Source organism: Xenorhabdus ishibashii, assembly GCF_002632755.1.
In the GTDB taxonomy this organism is placed as follows: Bacteria; Pseudomonadota; Gammaproteobacteria; order Enterobacterales; family Enterobacteriaceae; genus Xenorhabdus; species Xenorhabdus ishibashii.
The window spans coordinates 1,472,557-1,496,098 of the sequence record NZ_NJAK01000001.1; the positions used below are offsets into that span (position 1 = coordinate 1,472,557).

Annotated in this window: 18 protein-coding genes and 4 tRNA genes; 4 read left to right on the forward strand and 18 right to left on the reverse strand. The window is 44.2% G+C overall.

Annotated elements, in window-relative coordinates:
- Nucleotides 1-34: 34 nt before the first annotated feature.
- Nucleotides 35-2,647: a class I adenylate cyclase gene (locus tag Xish_RS06940; protein WP_099117268.1), complete on the reverse strand. Its 2,613-nt coding sequence runs from the start codon at nt 2,645-2,647 to the stop codon at nt 35-37.
- A 741-nt stretch (nt 2,648-3,388) separates the two neighbouring features.
- Between Xish_RS06940 and hemC the strand changes: the two genes are divergently transcribed.
- The 4 genes from hemC to hemY are packed head-to-tail and all read left to right on the forward strand — an operon-like array spanning nt 3,389 to nt 7,483.
- Nucleotides 3,389-4,330 (forward strand): hydroxymethylbilane synthase, encoded by a 942-nt coding sequence (gene hemC, locus Xish_RS06945; RefSeq protein ID WP_099117269.1) that lies wholly within the window; start codon nt 3,389-3,391, stop codon nt 4,328-4,330.
- Complete coding sequence (hemD, locus tag Xish_RS06950) at nt 4,327-5,067, forward strand: uroporphyrinogen-III synthase (RefSeq protein WP_099117270.1); 741 nt, start codon at nt 4,327-4,329, stop codon at nt 5,065-5,067. Before hemC ends, hemD begins: the two co-directional genes overlap by 4 nt.
- A gap of 20 nt (nt 5,068-5,087) precedes the next feature.
- Nucleotides 5,088-6,275, forward strand: a complete 1,188-nt coding sequence (gene hemX, locus Xish_RS06955) for a uroporphyrinogen-III C-methyltransferase (protein WP_099117271.1) — start codon at nt 5,088-5,090, stop codon at nt 6,273-6,275.
- Nucleotides 6,276-6,277: 2 nt separating this feature from the next.
- Nucleotides 6,278-7,483 (forward strand): protoheme IX biogenesis protein HemY, encoded by a 1,206-nt coding sequence (gene hemY / locus Xish_RS06960; protein WP_099117272.1) that lies wholly within the window; start codon nt 6,278-6,280, stop codon nt 7,481-7,483.
- A 786-nt stretch (nt 7,484-8,269) separates the two neighbouring features.
- Here hemY and Xish_RS06965 read toward each other — a convergent pair.
- From Xish_RS06965 to wecA, 17 genes are all read right to left on the reverse strand, one after another.
- Nucleotides 8,270-8,346: transfer RNA gene (locus tag Xish_RS06965), tRNA-Pro, on the reverse strand.
- A 23-nt stretch (nt 8,347-8,369) separates the two neighbouring features.
- Nucleotides 8,370-8,456, reverse strand: a tRNA-Leu gene (locus Xish_RS06970).
- A gap of 15 nt (nt 8,457-8,471) precedes the next feature.
- A tRNA-His gene (locus Xish_RS06975) sits at nt 8,472-8,547 on the reverse strand.
- A gap of 108 nt (nt 8,548-8,655) precedes the next feature.
- Nucleotides 8,656-8,732: transfer RNA gene (locus Xish_RS06980), tRNA-Arg, on the reverse strand.
- Between the two features lie 172 nt (nt 8,733-8,904).
- Nucleotides 8,905-10,278: a bifunctional threonine/serine APC transporter ThrP gene (thrP, locus tag Xish_RS06985; protein WP_099117273.1), complete on the reverse strand. Its 1,374-nt coding sequence runs from the start codon at nt 10,276-10,278 to the stop codon at nt 8,905-8,907.
- Nucleotides 10,279-10,547: 269 nt separating this feature from the next.
- Nucleotides 10,548-11,285, reverse strand: a complete 738-nt coding sequence (gene wecG, locus Xish_RS06990) for a lipopolysaccharide N-acetylmannosaminouronosyltransferase (protein WP_099117274.1) — start codon at nt 11,283-11,285, stop codon at nt 10,548-10,550.
- Nucleotides 11,272-12,699 (reverse strand): ECA oligosaccharide polymerase, encoded by a 1,428-nt coding sequence (gene wzyE, locus Xish_RS06995; RefSeq protein WP_099117275.1) that lies wholly within the window; start codon nt 12,697-12,699, stop codon nt 11,272-11,274. Before wzyE ends, wecG begins: the two co-directional genes overlap by 14 nt.
- Nucleotides 12,696-13,814, reverse strand: a complete 1,119-nt coding sequence (locus Xish_RS07000; protein ID WP_099117276.1) for a TDP-N-acetylfucosamine:lipid II N-acetylfucosaminyltransferase — start codon at nt 13,812-13,814, stop codon at nt 12,696-12,698. Before Xish_RS07000 ends, wzyE begins: the two co-directional genes overlap by 4 nt.
- Nucleotides 13,811-15,061 (reverse strand): lipid III flippase WzxE, encoded by a 1,251-nt coding sequence (gene wzxE, locus Xish_RS07005; RefSeq protein ID WP_099117277.1) that lies wholly within the window; start codon nt 15,059-15,061, stop codon nt 13,811-13,813. The genes Xish_RS07000 and wzxE overlap by 4 nt, the downstream gene beginning before the upstream one ends.
- Before the next feature lies 1 nt (nt 15,062).
- Nucleotides 15,063-16,193: a dTDP-4-amino-4,6-dideoxygalactose transaminase gene (rffA, locus tag Xish_RS07010; protein ID WP_099117278.1), complete on the reverse strand. Its 1,131-nt coding sequence runs from the start codon at nt 16,191-16,193 to the stop codon at nt 15,063-15,065.
- The gene (gene rffC, locus Xish_RS07015; protein ID WP_099117279.1) at nt 16,180-16,908 is read right to left on the reverse strand and encodes a dTDP-4-amino-4,6-dideoxy-D-galactose acyltransferase; all 729 of its coding nucleotides are present in this window, start codon (nt 16,906-16,908) and stop codon (nt 16,180-16,182) included. Before rffC ends, rffA begins: the two co-directional genes overlap by 14 nt.
- On the reverse strand, nt 16,886-17,767 hold the full coding sequence (gene rfbA, locus Xish_RS07020; protein ID WP_099117280.1) for a glucose-1-phosphate thymidylyltransferase RfbA: 882 nt from the start codon (nt 17,765-17,767) through the stop codon (nt 16,886-16,888). The genes rffC and rfbA overlap by 23 nt, the downstream gene beginning before the upstream one ends.
- 18 nt (nt 17,768-17,785) lie before the next feature.
- Nucleotides 17,786-18,856: a dTDP-glucose 4,6-dehydratase gene (rffG, locus tag Xish_RS07025; protein WP_099117281.1), complete on the reverse strand. Its 1,071-nt coding sequence runs from the start codon at nt 18,854-18,856 to the stop codon at nt 17,786-17,788.
- Nucleotides 18,853-20,115, reverse strand: a complete 1,263-nt coding sequence (wecC, locus tag Xish_RS07030) for a UDP-N-acetyl-D-mannosamine dehydrogenase (protein WP_099117282.1) — start codon at nt 20,113-20,115, stop codon at nt 18,853-18,855. Before wecC ends, rffG begins: the two co-directional genes overlap by 4 nt.
- Entirely contained in the window at nt 20,112-21,242 is a 1,131-nt protein-coding gene (gene wecB / locus Xish_RS07035; protein ID WP_099117283.1) for a non-hydrolyzing UDP-N-acetylglucosamine 2-epimerase, read from the reverse strand. The genes wecC and wecB overlap by 4 nt, the downstream gene beginning before the upstream one ends.
- Before the next feature lie 81 nt (nt 21,243-21,323).
- On the reverse strand, nt 21,324-22,394 hold the full coding sequence (wzzE, locus tag Xish_RS07040; protein ID WP_099117284.1) for an ECA polysaccharide chain length modulation protein: 1,071 nt from the start codon (nt 22,392-22,394) through the stop codon (nt 21,324-21,326).
- Between the two features lie 30 nt (nt 22,395-22,424).
- Entirely contained in the window at nt 22,425-23,498 is a 1,074-nt protein-coding gene (gene wecA, locus Xish_RS07045) for a UDP-N-acetylglucosamine--undecaprenyl-phosphate N-acetylglucosaminephosphotransferase (protein WP_425275024.1), read from the reverse strand.
- Nucleotides 23,499-23,542 lie beyond the last annotated feature (44 nt).

Consider the following 23,542-nt stretch of genomic DNA (forward strand, 5'->3'; position numbering starts at 1 on the left):
CTAATGAAACAGGCGCTTAGGGCAATTGATAATATCAATAGTGATACAGCGAACCATAAGGTTCAGGCGCCCCACATGTTTTCTCAAGGCACTCTTCAGCATAGAGCTTTGTATTATTCGCTTCTATATTATCCACTGGGTACACTCCTTCTATAAATGGAGTGACATGGATACGTTCACCTTTCTTAACGATTTGATAGAACTGCGGCAAGTTGAAATTGACAAAACTAGAACCATAAGTAAAACGATCATGCGATGATGAATAAAATCGGCTGATATCTCGCACCAACTCTTCTTTACTGCCTTCACAATGGGAATAAATTTCCACCCGATTTGATTCATCAAGAATATAAATATTGAACCCTTGTTTATTTTCAATATTTTCGAAAAAAAACTGAATAATTCCTTCACAGGCAAAACCATCGATTACAGGCGGTAAATGTTTTTCTTTGGTATCAATCTTGACTGGCAGGCCATGCAATTTGGTATTGGAAATTGCACCATAAAATTCCACTGCATTTTCCAATTTTTGCACCGAAACGTTTAGCCGTTCAAAGAATAACCCCCATGTTTGCCCTGAAATCCGTAATGCCTTGAAACGGTTTGGGTCTTGTCGGTTGCTGGACAGGCGTAACTCTATGCATTCCGAAACTAATTGCTGAATACGTGTGCGGATCAATCCCCGCAAATGTTTGCTATAACAGAATACTTCAACATCAGATGGCGGTGCCGCATCTCGATGCATTTTTCCCAATATCGTCTTCAATGCTTCCAATACCGATTGTTCGCCACTGAAATGCAAGGTTCTCACTTCATTCCATGAATTGCGGTAAAGCAAATCAATGCTACCTACCAAACACTGCTGCAATTCGCCAAAACTAAAAACATTGAGGTTCCTTAAGTCAAAATGGACGATTTGCTCAGAAAATGCAGCCGTTGGATCTTGCTCTAAATTGACAATGATCGCCAAATGGCGGATTTCACAAGGACTGTATAGTGCTTTTGGTGTGGGAGAAGGTAAACGGATTGGGAAATGAGCGGCAATGTCACCCACCAAGTCACACAATTTCTGCTTGTCACACTGAGATCCCCCGTGATGAATGTGAAGACGGGTTTCTTTCGTCAGCAGGCCATTGAAATAGGTCCAGGAAACTAATTTATTCAGATAGCGGTTGTATTCTAATGGTCGATGACCAATGATCGATTCAATCGTGGGGGCTTTGTTGTAAAGATACCAGCCGCTGCGGTTTACTCGTCCTGGCGGAACATAAATGAAGGTCAGCTCCTTTTCTGACAGATCCGGTGATATTTGGGGATTCACCAAGGTCACTTTACCGGGCAATGCTTCAAAAGCCGCATACAATTTACGGGTCAAGACACCAATATCTTGTGGGCTGGCACTCACACTTAAATTATTGCGGCGGGCAAAGCGGATTAAGTTGCGATAACTCTGCATCATGGTATCAAGCAATTCATTATGGGCGTCACGCACCTGCTCAATTTTCCAAGCATTACGGTTATCTAACATGGCCAATTTATTGTCATCCCAACCCCATTCGCGCACCAACTGGGACATAACCTGACGACGCCATCCTATGCAGCCTTTGTCATTCTGGCCTGCCAATAATTTCTCACATACTTTCAGATAAAAACAACGACGCGCCAAATCAAGGCGCGCAAGATCGTTCGTGGCAGTAAGATAGCGCGTTACACGCTCCAGCATCATGCTATAGGCATCAAGGCCAAAAGAAACAATCGCGCCATCGTGAAAATATTGCTTCATTTCCATCGCCAGAAGTTTTCCATTGGGATATTCCCATGAATAAGCTTCCAACAGCAGGCTTTTTAATACGGCCTTATAAGGAGAGTCCACGCTCTTGTAAAGCTGCCAGAGACTCGCTCCAAAATATTCTTCTGCGGACAATTCACCCAAGCCGCCCAGATCCAACCATTCATTTGGCGTCAACACACCTTGAGCATAGAGAGAAAGGACATATTCATCATAATGAGCTTCCTCTTCCACAGGCACCATTGCCCATAACAAGCGTTTGCCAGCCATACAAACCGCTGTGCGATAAAATTCATCAAGCAGAAGGATATGTTGGGTAGAACCACAATCTTCACCGTTCAAATTACCACAGGCATTATGCCGAAAACGGTTTTCATCAATCAGAAAAAAAGTAACCTCAGTACCCAGTGAAGCCGCCCACTGTTCTATCAAGGTACATTTTTGTTCCAATAAGGCTTTCTCGTCGCTATCCAACCAGGATTGATGGCAAATCCAAATATCCAAATCAGAAGAGCAACTTTGCCCGATAGAAGAAGTACTGCCCATGGAGTAAATTCCCGTAATCGGCAATTCACCATTAGATGTATGTGACGATACACCTGGCAGGACACCCATAAGCTGGCTATCCAGATCATTAATCCAAAACTGCTGTGCTTCATCTGGCATAAAAAAGCAAACGCCATGAGGAACATCGCTTTTGATATAACCTGGCATCATTGGATGATGATAATGTAATAATACTGGAATTAAACTATAAACTTGCTTAAAAGCGCCACTCATTAATCTAGTGGCGCGCTCTAATCTAAGTTGGTTAATTGCATCCAGTCGCTGTTTCAGCGTTTCAATATAGAGATACAAGAGTTTCGCCTGATATCAGTTCCAGTGCCTAAAGTAGTCCCCTGTTTCCGATAACGCGTGGTATTACAAGATTATTTAAAATTATTTTTACAAACTTATTGTCGGAAACGTGATCAATTTAACACCTTGCAACCAAAGCGTAAAGTACGCAATACCATCTTTTCTCTTTGTCTGCAATAGCAAAACTGTAATTAACTCTTTGTAAAATATTAAGTTAATCACGAAATAGACACAATAATATGCTTTTTGAACATGACTATTATCGTTGATTATTTTTCATATCGCGGTTGTAAAGCGTTGTAAATACATCACTCTTTTATAAATATTTAACCGAATAATATTTTTCTTATTGTTAAATATTTTCACCACTTTTTATCATCAAGCTAAGCACAACTTTTAATTTGCTTTTAAATCAATCTGTTTGTTTATTCTCTTCATTAAAATAAAATATTATTTTAATATTTAAAATTATTTTTATTTCACAACCTGTATATCCATATACTATCTTGATTTTTTTCCGGCTTTTTCGTAACTGGAAAAAAAATCATTGAGATGTTAAAACTGGTACTATTTTCTCACTAATTGGTGACTAACTGGTGGCGAAAAACCATTATTTTCCATCGATTCAAATTGCATCGCAGTCAATCTGACGGTCAATAAAACAACAAAATTGAAAGATGAAAAATATAGAAACCATTAGTTAATATAGTTACCCAATATACTTACCTAATATATTTATCCATGACAATGAAAACCATTCGCATCGCTACCCGCCAAAGCCCATTGGCTATGTGGCAAGCACAATATGTTCAAAAGCAACTGAAACACTTTCACCCAGAACTGCAAGTAGAACTGGTTCCAATGGTGACACGCGGTGATATTATCCTCGATACCCCATTAGCAAAGGTGGGAGGCAAGGGATTGTTTGTAAAGGAACTAGAGCTAGCTCTGCTTGAAAAACGGGCTGATATTGCCGTCCACTCGATGAAAGATGTCCCTGTCGGATTTCCTGATGGTTTGGGATTGGTCACAATCTGCGAACGGGATGATCCACGGGATGCATTTGTTTCAACAAAATACGCTTCGCTCGATGACCTACCTGCTGGCAGTGTTGTTGGCACATCCAGTTTACGCCGCCAATGCCAAATCCGTCAGCTACGTCCTGATCTCGCCGTTCGTGACTTACGCGGTAATGTCGGTACCCGTCTGAACAAGCTCGATAACGGCGATTATGATGCCATTATTCTTGCAACAGCAGGTCTGAAACGGTTAGGACTGGAAGATCGCATTCGTATGCCATTAGAGCCTGAGTTATTACTGCCAGCCGTCGGCCAAGGGGCGGTAGGTATTGAGTGTCGGCTCGATGATTACCAAACCCGTGAGTTACTATCACCCTTAAACCATGCAAAAACAGAAGCCTGCGTTCTTGCCGAAAGAGCCATGAACACCCGCCTTGAAGGAGGCTGTCAGGTACCCATTGGCAGTTATGCCATCTGGCAGGGAGAGAATATTTGGCTGCGTGCGCTAGTCGGTGCTCCTGATGGCACGGTGATCGTACGCGGCGAAAAAGTGGTATCACCAAAAGAAGCCCGTCAAGCTGGTATCACATTGGCGGAAGAGTTATTGGAGAAAGGCGCACGCCAGATCCTGGCTAGCGTATACCAGAGGAACCTACCGGAATGAGCATTCTGATCACCCGCCCTGTCCCCGCAGGAGATGAATTGGTCAGGCGACTGCGGTCTATTGGAAAATTAGCCTTCAGTGCCCCCCTCATCGAAATCCAGCCAGGGACAGGTTTGCCATTCCTGTCACAAAAACTGCAATGGTTATCTGCGGGAGATCTGGTTTTTCTATTATCAAAAAATGCTGTTCATTATGCCAATGAACAGCTTATTCAAGCAGGCCAGTCATGGCCTGAACAGTTATCCTATTATGGGATTGGTAAATCAACTTCCCTGATGTTTCATCAACTAACTGGATTGGAAATCGTCTACTCTAAGCAAGGTGAAACCAGTGAAGATCTACTGCAACTCCCTACCTTACAGACAATGGATAATAAAAAGGTTTTATTGCTACGAGGCAACGGTGGCCGTGAAGTGATTGCCTCCACATTAAGGCTCCGTGGAGGAGAAGTAGATTACTGTGAATGTTATTCACGCCAGCCAGTCAAATATGATACAGCCGATTTCAGTCATCAATGGCAGCAATGTGGTATAAAAACCATCGTTGTCACAAGTGGCGAAATGCTGCAACTGTTATATAACTTAGTAACTGATAGCGATGGGAAAGCATGGTTACTGAATTGCAAGCTGATTGTGGTTAGCAAACGTCTTGCTGATATCGCCTTAACCTTGGGCTGGCAAACAATAAAAGTAGCCAAGAGTGCCGATAATGACGCCTTAATCCAGGCGCTGGAATAAATTAATATGGGATGTCTACTATGACGGAACAAAAACAATCTACCGATACGGTTGAGACAAAACGCCCTCAGCAACCTGCAACGGCTCCCCGCAAATCTAAGAGTTATGGATGGGTGGGTAATACGCTCTCAATTGCCATTTCTTTGGCAATAGGTGTTGGTGGTCTTTATATTTATTATCATAATCAACAGCAGAATGCGGCATTAAAAGCCGAAAATCTCACTCTTCAACAAGAGGTTGCCTCTCTGACACAGCAGCAGTCTGCCGATAAGCAAAACTTTGGCGCCAAACTCCAAGAATTGGAAGATTCCTTACAACAAGCCAACTCACAAAAACAGCGGCTGGATGGTAGCATTGCTGAGCTTCAAGACCGTGTTTCGGCACTTTCAAATACTGATATTGAAAACTGGCGACTGGCGCAGGCAAGCTCCCTCGTTAAGATGGCTGGTCGAAAAGTATGGAGCGAACAGGATATCACCACCGCCATCGCCTTGCTGAAAGATGCTGACCAGAACCTTGCTGAAATGAATGATCCCAGCCTGCTTTATGCCCGTAAAGCTATCATGGCAGATATCGATTCCCTGACCAAAATCAAACAGATTGATTTAGATGGTATTATCCTGATGCTGAATCAGCTATCAAACCAAGTCGATAACTTACATCTTGCCAATAAAGTGGAACAAGCCACATCGGAGAAGGCGAACGATCATGAGATCACGGCCTCCCTCTCTGATTGGCGCCAGAACCTGAGCAATAGCTGGCATAGCTTTATGGATAACTTCATTACCATTACCCCACGTGATAACAGCAAAGAACCGCTGTTGGCACCCAACCTAGGTGTTTACCTGCGCGAGAATATTCGCTCCAAGTTGCTGATCGCTGTGCAGGCGGTTCCTCGCCACCAAGTTAAAATTTATCAAGACGCATTGGGAGATGTTCAATCTTGGGTGAAATCCTATTTTGATACCTCTTACCCAGAGGCAGAAAACTTTTTAAAAAATGTTGTTTCACTACAAAAGAGACCGTTATCCATTGATGTTCCTGAACAACTAAGCAGCCAGCCAATATTGGCAGAGCTGGTTCGTAAACGTATCTATAACTTACCGAATGCTAACCAATCCCAAACGAGCCCCCAGCCTGAGACACAATCAAGCTCGACGACAAAAGAAACCACCGATCAGGCAAAAACGCTCGTTGAGGAGAACTGAACATGCTAAAAATATTCTCACTGTTCATTATCCTTATTGTGGGGATCGTAGTTGGCCCCTTGATGTCAGGTCATCAAGGATATGTTTTGATCCAAACGGACAAGTCCAATATCACCACCAGTATCACCGGTCTGGTGATTATTTTCCTTCTGCTGCAATTCCTGCTGATTTTCATTGGTTGGTGTTATCGTCGCTTAAAACGTACCAGTACGTCCACCCATAGCTGGCTCTTTGGTGGATATAAACGTAATCGTGCTCGTTCACAAACCAAACAGGCACTGCTGAAATTCGCCGAAGGAGACTTCAGGCAAGTTGAGCGACTGATGGCGCGCAATGCTGACCATGCAGAACTTCCTGTCGTGAATTATCTGCTGGCTGCAGAGGCAGCCCAGCGACGCGGTGATTATTTCCGCACTAACCAATATATTGAACAAGCGGCAGAGGTTGCTGATAAAGACCAACTCCCCGTCGATATTACCCGTGCCCGTGTCCAATTGGCACAAGGTGAAATTCATGCCGCACGCGTTGGAGTAGACAAACTGTTGGAGCATGCCCCCCGCCACCCCGAAGTATTGCGGTTGGCGGAACAGGCTTACTCTCTTTCAGGTGCTTATCAATCCCTGATTGATATTTTGCCTTCCATGCTGAAAGCTAATCTACACAGTGAAGAAGAGATCCTTAAATTGCGTCAACAAGCCTATATCGGATTAATGAATCAGGTTATGGCAGAGAAGGGCTGTACGGGGCTGAAAATATGGTGGAAAGATCAAAGCCGCAAAATTCGCAATGACATTGTGCTGCAAGTCGCTATGGCTGAGCATTTGCTTGAATGCAATGATCACGAGACTGCCCAGCAAATCATTTTGGACGGATTAAAACAGCAGTACGACGAACGTCTCCTGCTATTAATTCCCCATCTTAAGGCAACTCATTCTGAAACCATACAAAAGATCCTTTCTCACCTGTTAAAGCAGCATGGTGCAACTCCATTACTCAATAGTACACTGGGACAGGTTGCCTTACGCCAAGGTGAATGGGCGAATGCTGAATCGGCATTTAAAGCTGCGCTTGCACAGCGGCCAGATGCCCATGATTACGCATGGCTTGCCGATGCGCTGGACAGATTACAAAAGCGTGAAGAAGCTACCCAAACCCGCAATAAAGGCTTTATGCTGACCTTGAAACGTGATAGCGATATCGAAGCATAAAAGCGCGTGACAACACCTCAGTTAACGACGAATGTTGTATGTGAATATAAATGCGATTGAGTCGTTAACCGAGGTCATTCACCACTTGATCTAATGGCAAACTGCCTGAAGCCTACCCTCACCTTTCTACAGACAAAAAAAAACACCTATCAAAAAAGACAGGTGTATAAATACAATCAGGTCTACAGACGGATAGTGCCTCACTCAACGTTGTGTCCGGTTTGCGATGAAAAGACAAATGCTAACTCATCTATAACGTGGACCATAGGCACTGACAATCAGCTCTACATCATCCCGAGATTTATGAAGTCATATGCTGTCATAAGGAGTGGGATGAGCATCTACGATTTTAATTTAGCATTTTACGTGCCAACTTTTTCAATTAGCATGAATTTTCCTTCCCCTAAGGTAAGGACTGGCTTTCCATAATAGATAACCCAATTTTCACCAAATACCGTTAAAAATACCGTCTCTTATTTGAGACGCTATTCGAGTGATTTATATATAGTTAATATAAATCATATGGTTAATAGTCTCCCATTGGAGACACTAAGTGATACGGTTTGTCGTTAAAATACAACACCAATACAAAAATAGCTTTTAAAGCATGATGTTAACGCATTAATAAAAACTATAACGTTCAATTTATTGAACAAATATCAAACAAAAATTAAGGGGAAATAAAAAGGGGAAATTTTTTATCAGTAGGAAAAATAGGAAAAAAGAAAGTAACCAAGAAGTCGTCAGAAAGAAAAAACCCCGCTATTGCGGGGTTCTCTCAGAATTTGGTCGGCGAGAGAGGATTCGAACCTCCGACCCACTGGTCCCAAACCAGTTGCGCTACCAAGCTGCGCTACTCGCCGAAATCTATTTTTTATCTTTCTTATGGTGCGAAGGGGGGGACTTGAACCCCCACGTCCGTAAGGACACTAACACCTGAAGCTAGCGCGTCTACCAATTCCGCCACCCTCGCGTTTCATAAAAAAGATGGGGTGGCTAACGAGACTCGAACTCGCGACAACTGGAATCACAATCCAGGGCTCTACCAACTGAGCTATAGCCACCATAACTGCTATCTTTTTATACTGTTTATAGCACTAATTTACATAGTGCTACATTACAACAACGTCCAACCACGATAACCCATTACCACTGCTCTTGCACGCTTTAAGTGGCGCGCCCGACAGGATTCGAACCTGAGACCTCTGCCTCCGGAGGGCAGCGCTCTATCCAACTGAGCTACGGGCGCTTAACGCCGTTGCGGTGGAGGATAGTACGGATTTAATGTCGTACTGTCCAGTGCTTTTTTAAAAGAAATGATGCGTTTGATTATGCTTTGCCCATTTAGCTGATAAAGACAGCACTTTTCCACCGCGCTATTACCATAAATCGTTTTTTAAATTAAAAACCAATCGATAAAATCATATCGATTTTTTAGATGAATAAAATTTTATCAACCAATAAATTAATGACACTACCGACAAAAATACTCCCCCTACTATCAGTGAGAAACGTGTATCCGTGTTAATTGCCATCCCCACTAATACACAGCACAGGAAAATCAGTGTCAGATAATTGACATAAGGGAACAGGATCGATTTAAACCGGTGGTGTTTTATGGCTTCCTCATGATGCTGACGGAAACGCAATTGGCTGACCAGAATCACAAACCATGGAACCATACCAGGCAATACACTGGCACTATAAACGTAAACAAATACTGATTGTGGATTTGGTATCAGATAATTCAGGCTGGAACCTGCAATCAAGCAACCAATGGTAATTGCAATACATTTTACTGGTACACCATTTTTCGACAGCTTCAGCAATGATGCAGGCAATTGACGGTTCTGCGCCAAGGCATACAGCATTCTGCCACCACTGTACATTCCGCTGTTACAGCCTGACAACGCAGCAGTTAGCACAACGAAGTTAATCACCGCAGCCGCAGAAGCAATACCAACTTTAGAAAAAGTCATCACAAACGGGCTACTATGTGCACCAACCTCTGTCCACGGGAACAACGTCACAACAATAAAAATGGCACCAACATAAAAAATCAGGATACGCCACAAGATATTGTTGATCGCTTTTTTAAGGGTAACTTGTGGTTTTTTTGCTTCACCGGCAGTAATACCAACCAACTCTACTCCCTGATAGGAAGCAACCACAATACAAAGAGCAAACAAAAAGCCTTTCCAGCCACCGGAGAAGAAACCACCATGTGAGGTCAGGTTATCCAAACCAATTGGTTGCCAGTCATTGCCTAAACCAAAGAAAATCAAACCAATGCCAATCAGGATCATCACAATAATCGTTGTGACTTTGATCATGGCAAACCAAAATTCCAACTCGCCATACAGCCTTACCGCAGCCAAGTTTGCCAAGGCAACCAATCCAACCGCTACCAGTGCCGAAACCCATTGGGGCAGTTCTGGAAACCAGAATTCAGCATAGACGCCAACGGCAGTAATCTCTGAAATCCCGACAGAAACCCACATGAACCAATAACCCCATGCGGTCAGGCACCCCCAGTAAGGGCTTAGGTATTTATACCCAAAAGCAGCAAATGAACCCGTGACAGGTTCAAGGAACAACATTTCTCCCATGGAACGCATAATGAAAAAGACAAACAGCCCAGCAATAATGTAAGCCAGCAACACAGAAGGACCGGCCCATTTCAAGGTACTGGCTGATCCCATGAACAGCCCTACTCCGATTGTGCCACCCAGCGCAATCAGCTCAATATGACGTGCCTCAAGTCCCCTTTGCAGGCTCTGTTTTGAATCACTCATAAAACTCCCTATCCACTTTTATGATGTCTATACTTGCAAACAGAAAAATACAGGAATTGATAATCAATCGTTGTAAAAAAGGCTGGGATCAAAACACGTTTTGCCGATCAGTGAAATAAAAAAATGATAAAAATAAGGCTTGCAAGAGTGGGAGTTGGAAATCGACAGGCAAATAACAAGCTATTGGTGAGCCAAAGACAGCAATAAAATAAAGCAAAAACCTGCTGCATATGCTCAATGCAACAGGTAGAAACAGAGAAACTTCGGGACTAGAGCTTGCCACCGTAATAATAGCCAAGGAATCTCAATAACTTTATCTGCCTACGGATACGGCTTGGCTGAGAGAGCAAGCGATACAACCACTCCAAGCCTAGATTCTGCCAAACTTTCGGTGCACGTTTAACGTGACCAGTGAAGGCATCATAGGTTCCTCCAACGCCCATATACAATGCATCTGGGTGTACCTTGCGGCAGTCACGCATAAAGATCTCCTGTTTGGGTGATCCCATTGCTACGGTAATAATCACAGCGCCACTGGTATGAATCCGCTCGAATACATCATCCCGTGTTTCTGGTGTAAAATACCCATCCTGGCTACCCACGATATTGACATTCCACTGGGTACGCAGTTTGTTCTCAGTCTGTGCCAAAATATCGGGTTTTCCTCCGATTAGAAAGACCGGTGTACCTTCACGTCCAGCCCGCTCCATCAAAGCTTCCCACAAATCAGCGCCCGCAATACGCGATACATCCGCATCGGAGTATTTACGGCGAATGGCACGTACGATACTAATACCATCTGCGTATAGGTATTCTGCCTCATCCAGCAAGGTATTCAGTGCATTGTCTTTCTCTGCCGTGAGTACTTTTTCTGCGTTAATCGCAACCAATGTACCTGTCTTTACCTTTCCATCCAGAAAAAGGTGGTCGAGGAAATGCGACATACCGCGAAATCCCCAGATATTAAGACCACGAATGCGGTATTTAGGAATGTTACTCAACGCCATTTTTTTTCCTTACATCCAAAATAACAGATGTTTTTCGCGAAATAGTCAGATTACTGACCACAAGCTTTCGAATCAGTCCGGCACTTTCAAACAGCCAATACAGCAATTTCGCCGCAACCAGACATAGGCCAAAGACAATACAAAAGAACACTACTCTGGAAACAAAAGAATCTACACCTTCACGGGCAAGCACAATTATGTTAAAGATGGCGCCAAAGCAGAAAGCTTGCAAAATTGCTGCCTTATAGCGATTGCTTTCCTGTTTTCCTGCTTCATAAATCCAGTCAAACCATTTAATAATAAAACCAACTGCAATCGCTCCCAGAGGGATAAAGAATACCCCCCCCATCACCACAAGAGAGCCAATCAGTGTTGGGGAAATCGCAAGGCCGGAGCGGTTATTCAATACATCCCAGGTGAAATAGTTAGCTGTATTCCAGACCAGGTTGGGTCTGTCCGGCCATACCCAACTGGGAATAAAAACATAAAAATCACGGATAATCGGTGCCAGCCCCTGAAAATCTATTTTGCTGTAATTATCCAGCAACAGTGCCAGATTTTCCCACGGCGAGAAAGTATCCCGCGTGAGATACAGGAAAGTATAAAATGCCTCTGCCCCGCTTACGTCCAGGCTATAGCGTTTCAACGCTAGCCAGAACATACCGACAATTCCCATTGCGCCCGCAGTAAACAGCATCCATAACGTGATCCAGCCACGGACAATCCCGATAAACAGGAACAATGCAAATGCGATAATGATATTAGCTCGCGTCCCCCCAACGATCATATACGTCAGGATGCCAAATCCTACCGTTCCGACCAAGAAGCACAACCATCGTACTTTGGTTGGTTTTAGGAAAAAAACAACCAGCATGGCAGGAATGAAGAAATAGAAAAATCGCTTGAGCGCCACACCGGACACCTGGCTGGAAAATATCTGGCTATAGGACTGTAACTTAAACAGCAAAAATCCGTTTTGCATAAAGAACGAACCTACCGTAACGATAGCAATACCGGCAAGCAGTAACCACGTCAGATTAGTTTCCACTCGATTCATCGTAAATAAGGGTTTACGCGGCGTAGTCACCGTTAAGTTTTCAGGTTTTATATTATCGTTGAACCGTATTTGGTAAGTGAGCCGTGTTTTATAAGCCACATAGTAAATGGCATAAAAACAGCCAGACGCCAACATTGCATGTAGTAATGAATCGACCGGCACCACTACCACATCAAACTGAAAGACCAACAAGCTGGTCAATGGAAAACCAAAATAAAATGTCAGCAGGTACAACAATGAGAAGAAAACATTAAAGTTAAAGCGGACACGTCGAAATTCCTGATACGTCAAGGTCAGGATAAAAGTCACCGAAATCACGTAAACAACAAAAAGCCCACCGAATTGTGTCAAGGTCATTGCGACTCTCCAGATGCATCCAACAGGGCGGTTTTCCACCCCTCCATGAAATTGGGATCAAAAAAAGCAATTGCCTTTTTATCGAGGGACAGCATCTGGCGCTGTGCTTCCTGCACCCAGTGTTTATTAAGCTCATCACCGTCAAACAGAACAGGGATTTGCTGTTCCGTTAAATCATACCAGAATGGATTTTGCCGGCTCAGAACAAACGGAATACCAAGTTGAATCAGCAGACAGAATGTTCCAATACCCTGCTGACGATTGAAAATGAAATAACCCAAATCGCATTGGCGCAACAACGACAAATATTCATCAAAGGCTATTTGATCTTTTAAGATACGAACATTTTGCACCGGAAATAATGACCATGCTGTGTGCTCCACGCTCTGGATATAAGCTTGGTTATTATCAGGATAGCCCATTGGAATTAACACCCTGGCCTCATCGCCAAACTGGCGGTGGATCTTCTGCAAGGCTTCAATATGACGGTTGGATTGATCCCCCGAATTTCCCAGTAAGATGGTAATTCCTTCCGATGAGAATGTTTTCTCCGTCACCGTCAACGCCGACTCCATCCGAGTAGGGAAATAGAGCAATGATGATGGCACATCAGGTTTGGCCGGATTTGAACACAGGGCACCATATTGGGAACCTTTCTGGAAAAAGTACCGGAGATCACCACGCGTGGCAAAAATATGCCCTACCCGCTTCTGAGCCAAACGACGAATCAAATAGAACAAACGGAATTTCAGTTGGCGGGATTCTTCATAGAGATCGGCTCCCCAAACATGCCAGAAGAATTGGTGCCGCTTAATTTTGCCCATTAATAAAGCCAGCCATAAAGCAGCATTAAACTGCCCGTGGAAAAAGAAGCGGACTGTTCTGTTTGCCTTCGCTTTCTCTATTACTGCCCGCGACAAGGCAGATTTGCTGTTATAAAGAGAAATAATCAAGTTAGGATAATTTGATAGCCATGTGTGGTCTTTAGACACCACCATAAAACACGGTTTGGCGGAAAAATGGATTTCCTTTGCCAAGACGTCATTAAAAAAACGCAGTAACGTTTTATTGTGATGTGGGATATCCGATCCCAAAACGTGGATTAGGGTTGTCATGCTCGCCTGCGGTAAATAATAAATACGCTACAACAAAGAATGAAATAAACAATATAAGTTACCATATATGACTGTGCAGCGCCCAATGCACCATTGACGGGTATCAGCCAATGGGAAAACCCCGTCAGTAAAAGGAACTGACTCACTTCAGTCAATATATAAAAACGCAGTGCAGCTTTCGCTATCACCAGATAACCAAAGACATAAGCGCCAACTTTCAACACGTCGCCCACTAACTGCCACGCAAACAGCTCCCGCATGGCAATGAATTTGTCTGAAAACAACAGCCAAATCACGAAATCACGCAACAACCAGACAGAGAAACTAGCGACAGCTACAGCAGGCAAAACGAATTTCAGCGCTTTAACAATTTCTCTGGTAACTTCTTGCTTACTCTCCAGACGAGAAAGGGTTGGCAATAGATAGACAGTGAAAGAGGCGGTGATAAATTGTAAATAAGCATCCGAAATACTGCTGACTCCCTGCCAAATCCCTACTTCTTCCCAACCATAACGCGCTGCCAGCAAATTTCGCATCATGACATAAGCAACGGGCAATGTAATGGAAGTCAGCAACGCCATAAGGGTAAATTTACCCAGATGGCTGGCACTCGCACGATCCCACATAGGTTTCAAGGCAGAAAAGGGAATAATTTTGCGATGCAGTATCAGCAGGCCAGCAGGTAAAACCACCAATGCCGGTACTAATGCCAAGCCTGCCAATGCCCCCTCATAGCTTCCCAGCCAATAGCAGAGACCATAAGCCAACATGCCTGTCAGGCTACCCAAAATAATGGCTAATGCGTTTCCCTTAGCATCCCTGAACCCTTTCAAGATTGCCAGAAAATAGTTGGCATAAGCGATGCCCATTTGAATAAATGCGAGCGCCTGCACAACCGTTTTGTAATGGGTGTGACCAAATAAGCCAATACTGATGGCTTCACTGAACAAAAGGAAGATCACTGCCAATAAGGTCGAAAAACCCAGAATTATTAATGACGATGTGCCCAATATCGCCCTAAGTTTTTCCGGTTGCTGATGATGCTCTGCTACATATTTTGTGACACCATTAAAAATTCCCGCGCCAGAGAGTACTCCCAGTACAGTAATGAGTTGACGGAAATTACCTGCCTGCCCAACACCTGTTGGACCAAAAGACACCGCCAGAAGTTTAATGACTAGCAGCCCCACACCGATTTTGATCAGTGTAGAGCTTGCTGTCCAAACAGAAGCTTTAGCAAGTGACATATCAGGCGAAAAATTCCTTGATACGATCGATAACGATTTGCTGTTCTGCATCAGTGATGTTGTAGAACATCGGTAAGCGAACTAAGCGGTCACTTTCACGGGTCGTGAAGCGATCTTCACCGTGGAAACGGCCACATTTTTCACCGGCGGGACTGGTATGTAATGCCACATAGTGGAATACGCTGAGAATGCCATGCTCTTTCATGTACTTGTTGAATGCACTGCGCTCTTCCACGTTTTTGAGCTTGATATAGAGCATGTGTGCGTTGTGTTCCAAACCTTCTGGGACAATGGGTAAAGTCAAATGTCCCGCGTCTGCTAACGGTTTCAGGGCGTTATAGTAGTTATCCCACAAAGTCAGGCGGCGCTGGTTGATTTTCTCAGCAATTTCCAGTTGTGCCCACAGGTAAGCTGCTTGCAGGTCAGACAGCAAATAGCTGGAACCAATATCACGCCATGTGTATTTATCTACTTGTCCACGGAAAAATTGACTGCGGTTAGTGCCTTTCTCCCGAATGATCTCGGCACGGGCGATCATGGATTTATCATTGATTAATGTTGCCCCACCTTCACCACCAGCCGAATAATTTTTGGTTTCATGAAAGCTGAAACAACCAATATGCCCAATTGTGCCCAATGCACGACCTTTATAGGTGGACATGACGCCCTGTGCAGCATCTTCCACCACATACAGGTTATATTTTTTCGCCAGTGCCATGATGGTATCCATTTCACAGGCTACACCTGCATAATGCACCGGTACAATAGCACGGGTTTTCTCTGTAATGGCGGCTTCAATCTTGTTCTCATCAATGTTCATGGTATCAGGGCGAATATCCACAAACACAATGGTTGCACCACGCAGAACAAAGGCATTAGAAGTCGAAACAAAGGTATAGCTCGGCATGATAATTTCATCATCCGGCTGAATATCCAACAACATTGCCGCCATTTCCAGTGAAGCGGTACAAGATGGTGTCAGTAATACCTTTGGGCAATTAAAACGCTGTTCCATCCACGCTTCACAACGTTTGGTAAATTCACCATCGCCACACAACTTACCGCTGGCCATCGCCTGTCGCATGTATTCAAGTTCAGTGCCGACTATGGGTGGTTTATTAAATGGAATCATTTCGTCCTCTGTATAACCAATATGCAGTGCTCTCAATGATGGCACCACAGCGTGTATAAAGACGCAAGGCAGTGATGTTGCTGATTTGCGTAGCCACTCTCAGCCATTGTATCTGATGGTTATGGCACCACTGTTGCGCCGCCGACATTAATTTTTTGCCAATTCCTTGATGATGATTGCCTGGTACAGTAGCCAATAAACCAATGCGCGCTTCACTGTTACCTATGTTCCTTAAGGTGACAAAGCCTGCTATTTGACCATATTCATTATTGATAAGCAGGCATTGGTGATCAAATGTGCCCAAAACGGCTTTTTCAACCCAGGCAGCATAGAATTTTCCACTGTCATCCGGTTGATACCAAGGTGCACGGAAGCGGCTAGACGTAAATACACGGGCTGATACCTCCTTCAATACGGGGATATCTTCTTGTTTTGCAGAAATTAGTTCCTTTCCCGTATGAATGCCAGAAATATCCCCAGCTTCAATCGATAACCGTAAATCTACCTCACCTTCAACCAGAGAAAAGCCCAAGGCAGAAAGTTTATCGATAATGCCCGTTTGTTGGGTGGCAACCTTGGCCTGCACCAATTCATATCGATCCAAATCAACAACCGTCAATGCCGCCGCTGCTGGCGAAAAATTCAGGCGAGCTGTGGATAAACCAAAAAATTGGCTATCCCAAGCCAAGGGTTCAAGGTTGGCGTGAATAGACATTGAGCAAGTCCATCAGATAGTTACCGTAGCCTGTTTTCACCAAATCCACGGCCGCCGCTTTCAATTGTTCATCACTGAGCCAACTATTACGCCATGCGATCTCTTCCAGACAGGCAATTTTGAAGCCTTGCCGTTTTTCGACGGTCTGGACAAAAGTACTGGCTTCAATCAGGCTGTCATGAGTTCCTGTATCTAACCAGGCAAAACCACGCCCCAATAATTCAACATTCAATTCACCGCATTCCAGATACATCTGGTTGATACTGGTGATTTCCAGCTCCCCGCGCGCAGAAGGTTTTACTTGTTTGGCAAAATCCACGACTTTGTCGTCGTAAAAATAGAGACCCGTTACCGCCCAATTGGATTTAGGCTGTACAGGTTTTTCTTCTATGGAAAGTACCCGATACTGCTCGTCAAATTCCACTACGCCAAATCGTTCTGGGTCCATCACTTGGTAACCAAATACTGTCGCTCCTGTTGTTCGGCCAGCGACATGTTGCAATTTCGGGCTAAATGCTTGACCAAAGAAGATATTATCACCAAGAACCAGACAACACGTATCATTGCCGATAAATTCTTCACCAATCAGAAATGCCTGAGCCAGACCATCAGGTGAAGGTTGTTCGGCATAGCTCAGTTGGATACCAAATTGTTCGCCACTGCCTAACAATCGCTTAAAAGCAGGTAAATCTTCCGGTGTAGAGATGATCAGGATATCGCGTATGCCCGACAGCATTAACACTGACAGCGGATAGTAAATCATCGGCTTGTCATAAATCGGTAATAACTGCTTTGATACGCCACGTGTTATTGGATACAAACGGGTGCCAGAGCCCCCAGCCAGTATAATTCCTTTCATCTGCTCCCCCTGATGGGTTTATTCATTTCCTAACCCAAGTCGTTCCCCTGTATAAGAGCCATCCTGAACTCTTCTCCACCAATTCTCATTTTCCAGATACCATTGCACAGTTTTGCGAATACCGGATTCGAACGTTTCCTCGGGTATCCAACCTAGTTCACGCTCAATTTTCGCCGCATCAATCGCATAACGCATATCATGTCCTGGGCGATCTGTTACATGGGTAATAAGATCCCGATAATGCTCTACCCCAGCAGGTTTTTCAGGGCGAAGCTCCTCTAGCAATTCACAAATCGTTTCCACAACCTCAATATTTCGGCGCTCATTATGTCCACCGATATTATAGGTTTTGCCAGAGTTCGCCTGGGTTACCACCAAATACAATGCCCGCGCATGGTCTTCCACATAGAGCCAGTCACGGATTTGTTCTCCCTTGCCATAAACCGGTAAAGGTTTGCCGACCAGCGCGTTCAGGATCATCAATGGGATCAGTTTTTCAGGGAAATGATAAGGACCATAGTTATTCGAACAATTGGTGATCACGGTCGGTAAGCCATAAGTACGGCGCCATGCCCTGACCAGATGATCACTGGACGCTTTTGATGCAGAATAAGGGCTGCTCGGCGCGTAAGGGGTGGTTTCAGTAAAGAAGCCATCGTCACCGTGCAAATCACCGTACACTTCATCTGTTGAAATATGGTGAAAGCGGAATTGACTCTGTTTTTCCTGCCCCAACTGTTGCCAAAATGCACGTGCCGCTTCCAGCAAGGTGTAAGTACCGATGATATTGGTTTCGATAAAGACAGCAGGCCCGTCAATGGAACGGTCAACATGACTTTCTGCGGCCAAATGCATGACTGCATCAGGTTGATATTGCTGGAATACGCGATCTAAAGCATCACGCTGGCGGATATCAACCTGCTCAAACGCATAACGGGGGTGGTTAGCAACCGAGGCTAATGATTCCAGATTACCGGCGTAAGTCAGGCTATCAACAACAACGACGCTATCTTCCGTCTGATTAATAATATGGCGAACAACCGCAGAACCGATAAAACCTGCACCACCTGTAATAAGAATACGTTTCAACGCCAAACTCCTTTTGTATCAACAACCCATTTTTGTTTTATTACAGAACCGTTAATGGCTTTGAACTGGCTATGATCCACCAGCATCAATACCACGTCAGCCTCTTCTAATGCCGGATTGACATCCATCAGAACCACAAAATCTTTCAGTGAATCAGGCAATTCGTGTACATTGGGTTCAACCGCTATGGTTTGCCCTGCATGCCACTGTGCAACCATTTTTGTAATATAAACGGCAGGGCTTTCCCGCAAATCATCAATGTTCGGCTTGAAGGCCAAGCCAAAACAGGCAATTTTAACCTCACTCGCTCGTTTACCACTCTCAGCCAAACAGTCAGCGACGGCGGCTTTCACTTGATCCACTACCCACAGCGGCTTGCCATCATTGACCAAACGCGCAGTATGAATTAAACGGGATTGCTCAGGGTTTTGGGATACGATGAACCACGGATCAACAGCAATGCAATGCCCCCCTACACCAGGGCCAGGTTGCAAAATATTTACACGTGGATGGCGGTTTGCCAGACTGATTAGTTCCCACACATTGATCCCCTGTTCGGCACAGATCAGGGAAAGTTCGTTAGCAAAAGCGATATTCACGTCACGGAAGCTGTTTTCTGTCAGCTTGCACATTTCCGCTGTTCTGGCATTGGTGATAACACATTCACCTTCCAGAAAGATATTGTACAACTCACTTGCCCTGCGGGAAGATTTAGCTGTCATTCCTCCTACTACACGATCATTTTTGATCAATTCCACCATAACTTGCCCCGGCAAAACACGTTCAGGGCAATAGGCGATATCGATATCTGAGTTTTCACCCGTGTATTGAGGGAATGAGAGGTCAGGGCGTACTGCGGCTAACCATTCTGCCATTTGTTCTGTCGCACCAACAGGAGAAGTGGATTCCAAAATAACCAAATCGCCTTTTTTCAAGACGGGTGCTATTGATTCTGCCGCAGAACGCACATAGGCCATATCGGGTTCATGATCCCCTTTGAAAGGCGTCGGAACAGCAATCAAAAAAGCATCCGCGGTCTGCGGAACAGTCACGGCTGTCAAAAAACCCGCTTCTACCGCAACTTTTACTACTTTATCTAAATCAGGTTCAACGATATGAATCGAACCACGGTTAATCGTTTCTACCGCATGTTGATTAACATCCACGCCAATAACCCGCTTTTGACGGGAGGCAAAGGCCGCTGCGGTGGGTAAACCGATATAACCCAGTCCGATAACAGAAATTGTTTCAAAACTCATAATGTCATCCGGTTTTTTTTCAATGCTTCAAGAATGCGCTGGCAAGCCCTACCATCACCATAAGGGTTATGGGCATGGCTCATTTGTTGGTAGGCGTTAACATCCGTCAATAGGCGCGTAACTTCCGCGACGATAGTTTGTGTTTCTGTTCCCACCAACCGTACTGTCCCCGCATCAACCGCTTCAGGTCGTTCAGTGGTATCGCGCATAACCAGAACTGGTTTCCCCAGAGAAGGCGCTTCTTCCTGAATTCCACCGGAATCGGTCAAGATTAAATAGGCATGATTCATCAAATAGACGAATGGCAGATAGTCTTGTGGTTTGATAAGAATAACGTTATCAATGTCATGCAAAATGCGCTTAACCGGCTCACTGACATTTGGGTTCAAATGAACCGGATAAACCACCAGAACATCAGGATGCTTTCTGGCAATTTGTGCTAGTGCTTCACAAATTCGTTCAAATCCTTTACCAAAATTTTCACGGCGGTGGCCTGTCACCAGGATCATTTTTTTATTTGGGTTAAGGAAAGGATACAGCTCAGCAAATTGCCCATATATGGTTTCATCATTCATGATGCGGTCGCGCACTGATAGCAGGGCATCAATCACCGTATTGCCTGTAACAAAAATACGATTTTCCGCAATGGATTCTTTTAAGAGGTTATTCCGGGAAATTTCCGTCGGTGCAAAATGATACATTGCCAGGTGTCCGGCGATCTTGCGGTTGGCTTCTTCCGGCCATGGTGAATAAAGATCCCCTGTTCTTAAGCCAGCTTCAACATGGCCTACCGGAATATGCTGATAGAAAGCAGCCAGACTCGCTGCCATGGTCGTTGTTGTGTCACCATGCACTAATACCACATCTGGTTTGAATTCTTCTAGTACAGGCTTTATCTCTTGCAGGATACGGCAGGTAATATCTGTCAGATCTTGTCCTTTTTGCATAATATTAAGATCAAAATCCGGCGTTATCCCAAACAGGTGCAATACCTGATCTAGCATTTCCCTATGCTGAGCTGTGACACACACTTTTGCTTCAAAGGCAGTATCCATAGCCAACGCATGTACCAACGGAGCCATTTTAATGGCCTCCGGCCTAGTACCAAACACAGTCAACACTTTCACAGTGACTCTCTTATTTTGTCAATCATTGCAGATGCTTTCAAAAATGGGGATCAAAAACCTATCGTTTATATTTACATACTATTACTTATATGAACTATCGGAGCGAGGACGTCTTACTAAAGCGACACCTGCACCAACCAACATACCTATGGCTCCCCATAAAATCATCATAAAAGCACGACGAGGACTGTCTCGGTTAACAGGTTCCTCCGGTGTTCTGAGATAACGGTAAGTCAGGAAAGAGTCCTGCAAAGTCGGACCGACATTCAATGTAGCCAGCATCGCAATATTTTGATCATAATCGATGCTGTAGTTAGCACCTGTGGCTTCCAACGTTTCAATTTGGGCTTGCAGTAATGATGTACCCAGCATAAACATTTTGGATTCAGGCAGTTCTTCGATAGGGATGTTTGTCTGATTACGATGAATACCTTGTTTCTCAGCCACTTTCAGTGACTGCTGCAAGATATTCAAGTCACGATGATATATTGCCTTTGCCACCATCTCCTGACGTTTCACCAATGCTTTCATTGACTGGGTCCGTGTCGCCCACGCCCCTTTAATTTCATTGTTCAGGTGAGTGTTCGCCCGTTGGTTGGCAAATGCAATATACTGACGTAGAAGTTGATTGGCATCAACGGCAGTTTCTGCTGTCAATTTGATGCTGTCATTTGATGATGTTTTATCATCACTACGCGTGATTTTAATATCGTTGACTAATTGCTCCAACAATACAGCATCCGCTTTGGCATGCCCTTCCTTACGTTGTTTGTAATATTCAGAGTGAAGCCAAAATTCACGGCGGGTATCATACGCAGAAATCTGTGTCATAAATTCTTTGTATGCACCGTCTGGGATGGTCGGTAATTGTGCTTCTGGCGAAGCATTGATATGGGTATCCAAATTACGCAAGAATTGTTGTTGCGAATAGTAGCTACCCAAATTATTCGTGGTCGGTAAGTCCACAATAGCGGTTGCGCTCCATTTTTGCTGCATCAAATAAGATGCAGCCAGAGCGACGGCAGCGAAAATTATTACCAGTGCGATAATCCATATCTTTCCATGCCACAAAGCATAACATAGTGCCCGAATATCCAGTTCATGCTCTATAGCAGGTTGATCCTGTTTAGATTTCGTTTCTGAGTTTATCACTGCACAAAACCCCTTTGATTGTCGATTTTTTTAATGATGGCTTGATGCCCGACGCATACGGCGCTTACACCGCTTGATAAAACGGGCTACTTTCCACGCTCTTTTGATGCAATAGCCATACAACATAAATGCAAGCAAAAATAATGCCAACATCACCCATTCAGGGATAAAGCTTAACCTCTCTCCAATAATTCCAATTGAGGCCAATAGAGCAGCAGCCAAAGTGATCAAAATAAATGCCTGACGAGAAGTAAAGCCAGCACGCATAATCAAATGGTGAATATGCTGGCGATCTGGAGAAAATGGACTCATCCCCTTACGCAATCGACGGTACATAATAGCAACCATATCCATTAGAGGGATCGCTATGACCCATAATGCTGTCACAGGACTAATAGACGCATTTTCACCTTGCGTCGCTTCAGTCAATAACCAAATAATGGTAAAGCCGATCAAGGTACTTCCTGCATCCCCCATAAATACTCTGAAACGTTTTCCTAATATGCCAAGATTAAGGATGATATAAGGCAAGATCCCTGCTATAAACGCAAAACACCAAAACGCCAATGCCGTATTGCCACTTTGGTATAACAAAATACCCAACGCACCGAAAGAAACACAAGATAAACCGCCCAACAACCCATCAATGCCATCCACCATATTGAAAGCGTTGATAGCTGCCCAGACAGCGAATAGCGTCACAACGTAGCTGAATGGCCCGAGTGTCATTTCCCACGGTCCAAATGTATGCCCCAGGCTATCAAGCTTCAAGCCAGCAAAATACATCATGCTGATCCCAACCAGAGCCTGGATAGTTGCCCGAATCTTCACGCTGATATCAAAACGGTCATCTAAGGCTCCGATAAGAACTAATATTCCCGCACAAGCCAAATACAACCACTTATGAAGTATAAATTCTTTTGTAATAACAAATGCGAAACAAACACCAAAAAAAACGGATATGCCCCCCACCAAAGGAACTAAGCCATGATGACGTTTACGGTAATTAGGCTTATCAACCAGACCGATTTTTTTTGCTGCTTTACGAGCTACAAACAAAAACACAAATGAGAATATAAATACGTAAAAAATTTCGGCATTCATACTGGGAATATTCACAATAACAACTCTCTATCAAAGTAATGATG

Bases quoted from the DNA above. Each gene is read 5' to 3' on its own strand.
- hemC (WP_099117269.1), top strand. From the start codon at position 3,389: ATGACAATGAAAACCATTCGCATCGCTACCCGCCAAAGCCCATTGGCT.
- hemD (WP_099117270.1), top strand. From the start codon at position 4,327: ATGAGCATTCTGATCACCCGCCCTGTCCCCGCAGGAGATGAATTGGTC.
- hemX (WP_099117271.1), top strand. From the start codon at position 5,088: ATGACGGAACAAAAACAATCTACCGATACGGTTGAGACAAAACGCCCT.
- hemY (WP_099117272.1), top strand. From the start codon at position 6,278: ATGCTAAAAATATTCTCACTGTTCATTATCCTTATTGTGGGGATCGTA.
- thrP (WP_099117273.1), bottom strand. From the start codon at position 10,278: ATGAGTGATTCAAAACAGAGCCTGCAAAGGGGACTTGAGGCACGTCAT.
- wecG (WP_099117274.1), bottom strand. From the start codon at position 11,285: ATGGCGTTGAGTAACATTCCTAAATACCGCATTCGTGGTCTTAATATC.
- wzyE (WP_099117275.1), bottom strand. From the start codon at position 12,699: ATGACCTTGACACAATTCGGTGGGCTTTTTGTTGTTTACGTGATTTCG.
- Xish_RS07000 (WP_099117276.1), bottom strand. From the start codon at position 13,814: ATGACAACCCTAATCCACGTTTTGGGATCGGATATCCCACATCACAAT.
- wzxE (WP_099117277.1), bottom strand. From the start codon at position 15,061: ATGTCACTTGCTAAAGCTTCTGTTTGGACAGCAAGCTCTACACTGATC.
- rffA (WP_099117278.1), bottom strand. From the start codon at position 16,193: ATGATTCCATTTAATAAACCACCCATAGTCGGCACTGAACTTGAATAC.
- rffC (WP_099117279.1), bottom strand. From the start codon at position 16,908: ATGTCTATTCACGCCAACCTTGAACCCTTGGCTTGGGATAGCCAATTT.
- rfbA (WP_099117280.1), bottom strand. From the start codon at position 17,767: ATGAAAGGAATTATACTGGCTGGGGGCTCTGGCACCCGTTTGTATCCA.
- wecC (WP_099117282.1), bottom strand. From the start codon at position 20,115: ATGAGTTTTGAAACAATTTCTGTTATCGGACTGGGTTATATCGGTTTA.
- wecA (WP_425275024.1), bottom strand. From the start codon at position 23,498: ATGAATGCCGAAATTTTTTACGTATTTATATTCTCATTTGTGTTTTTG.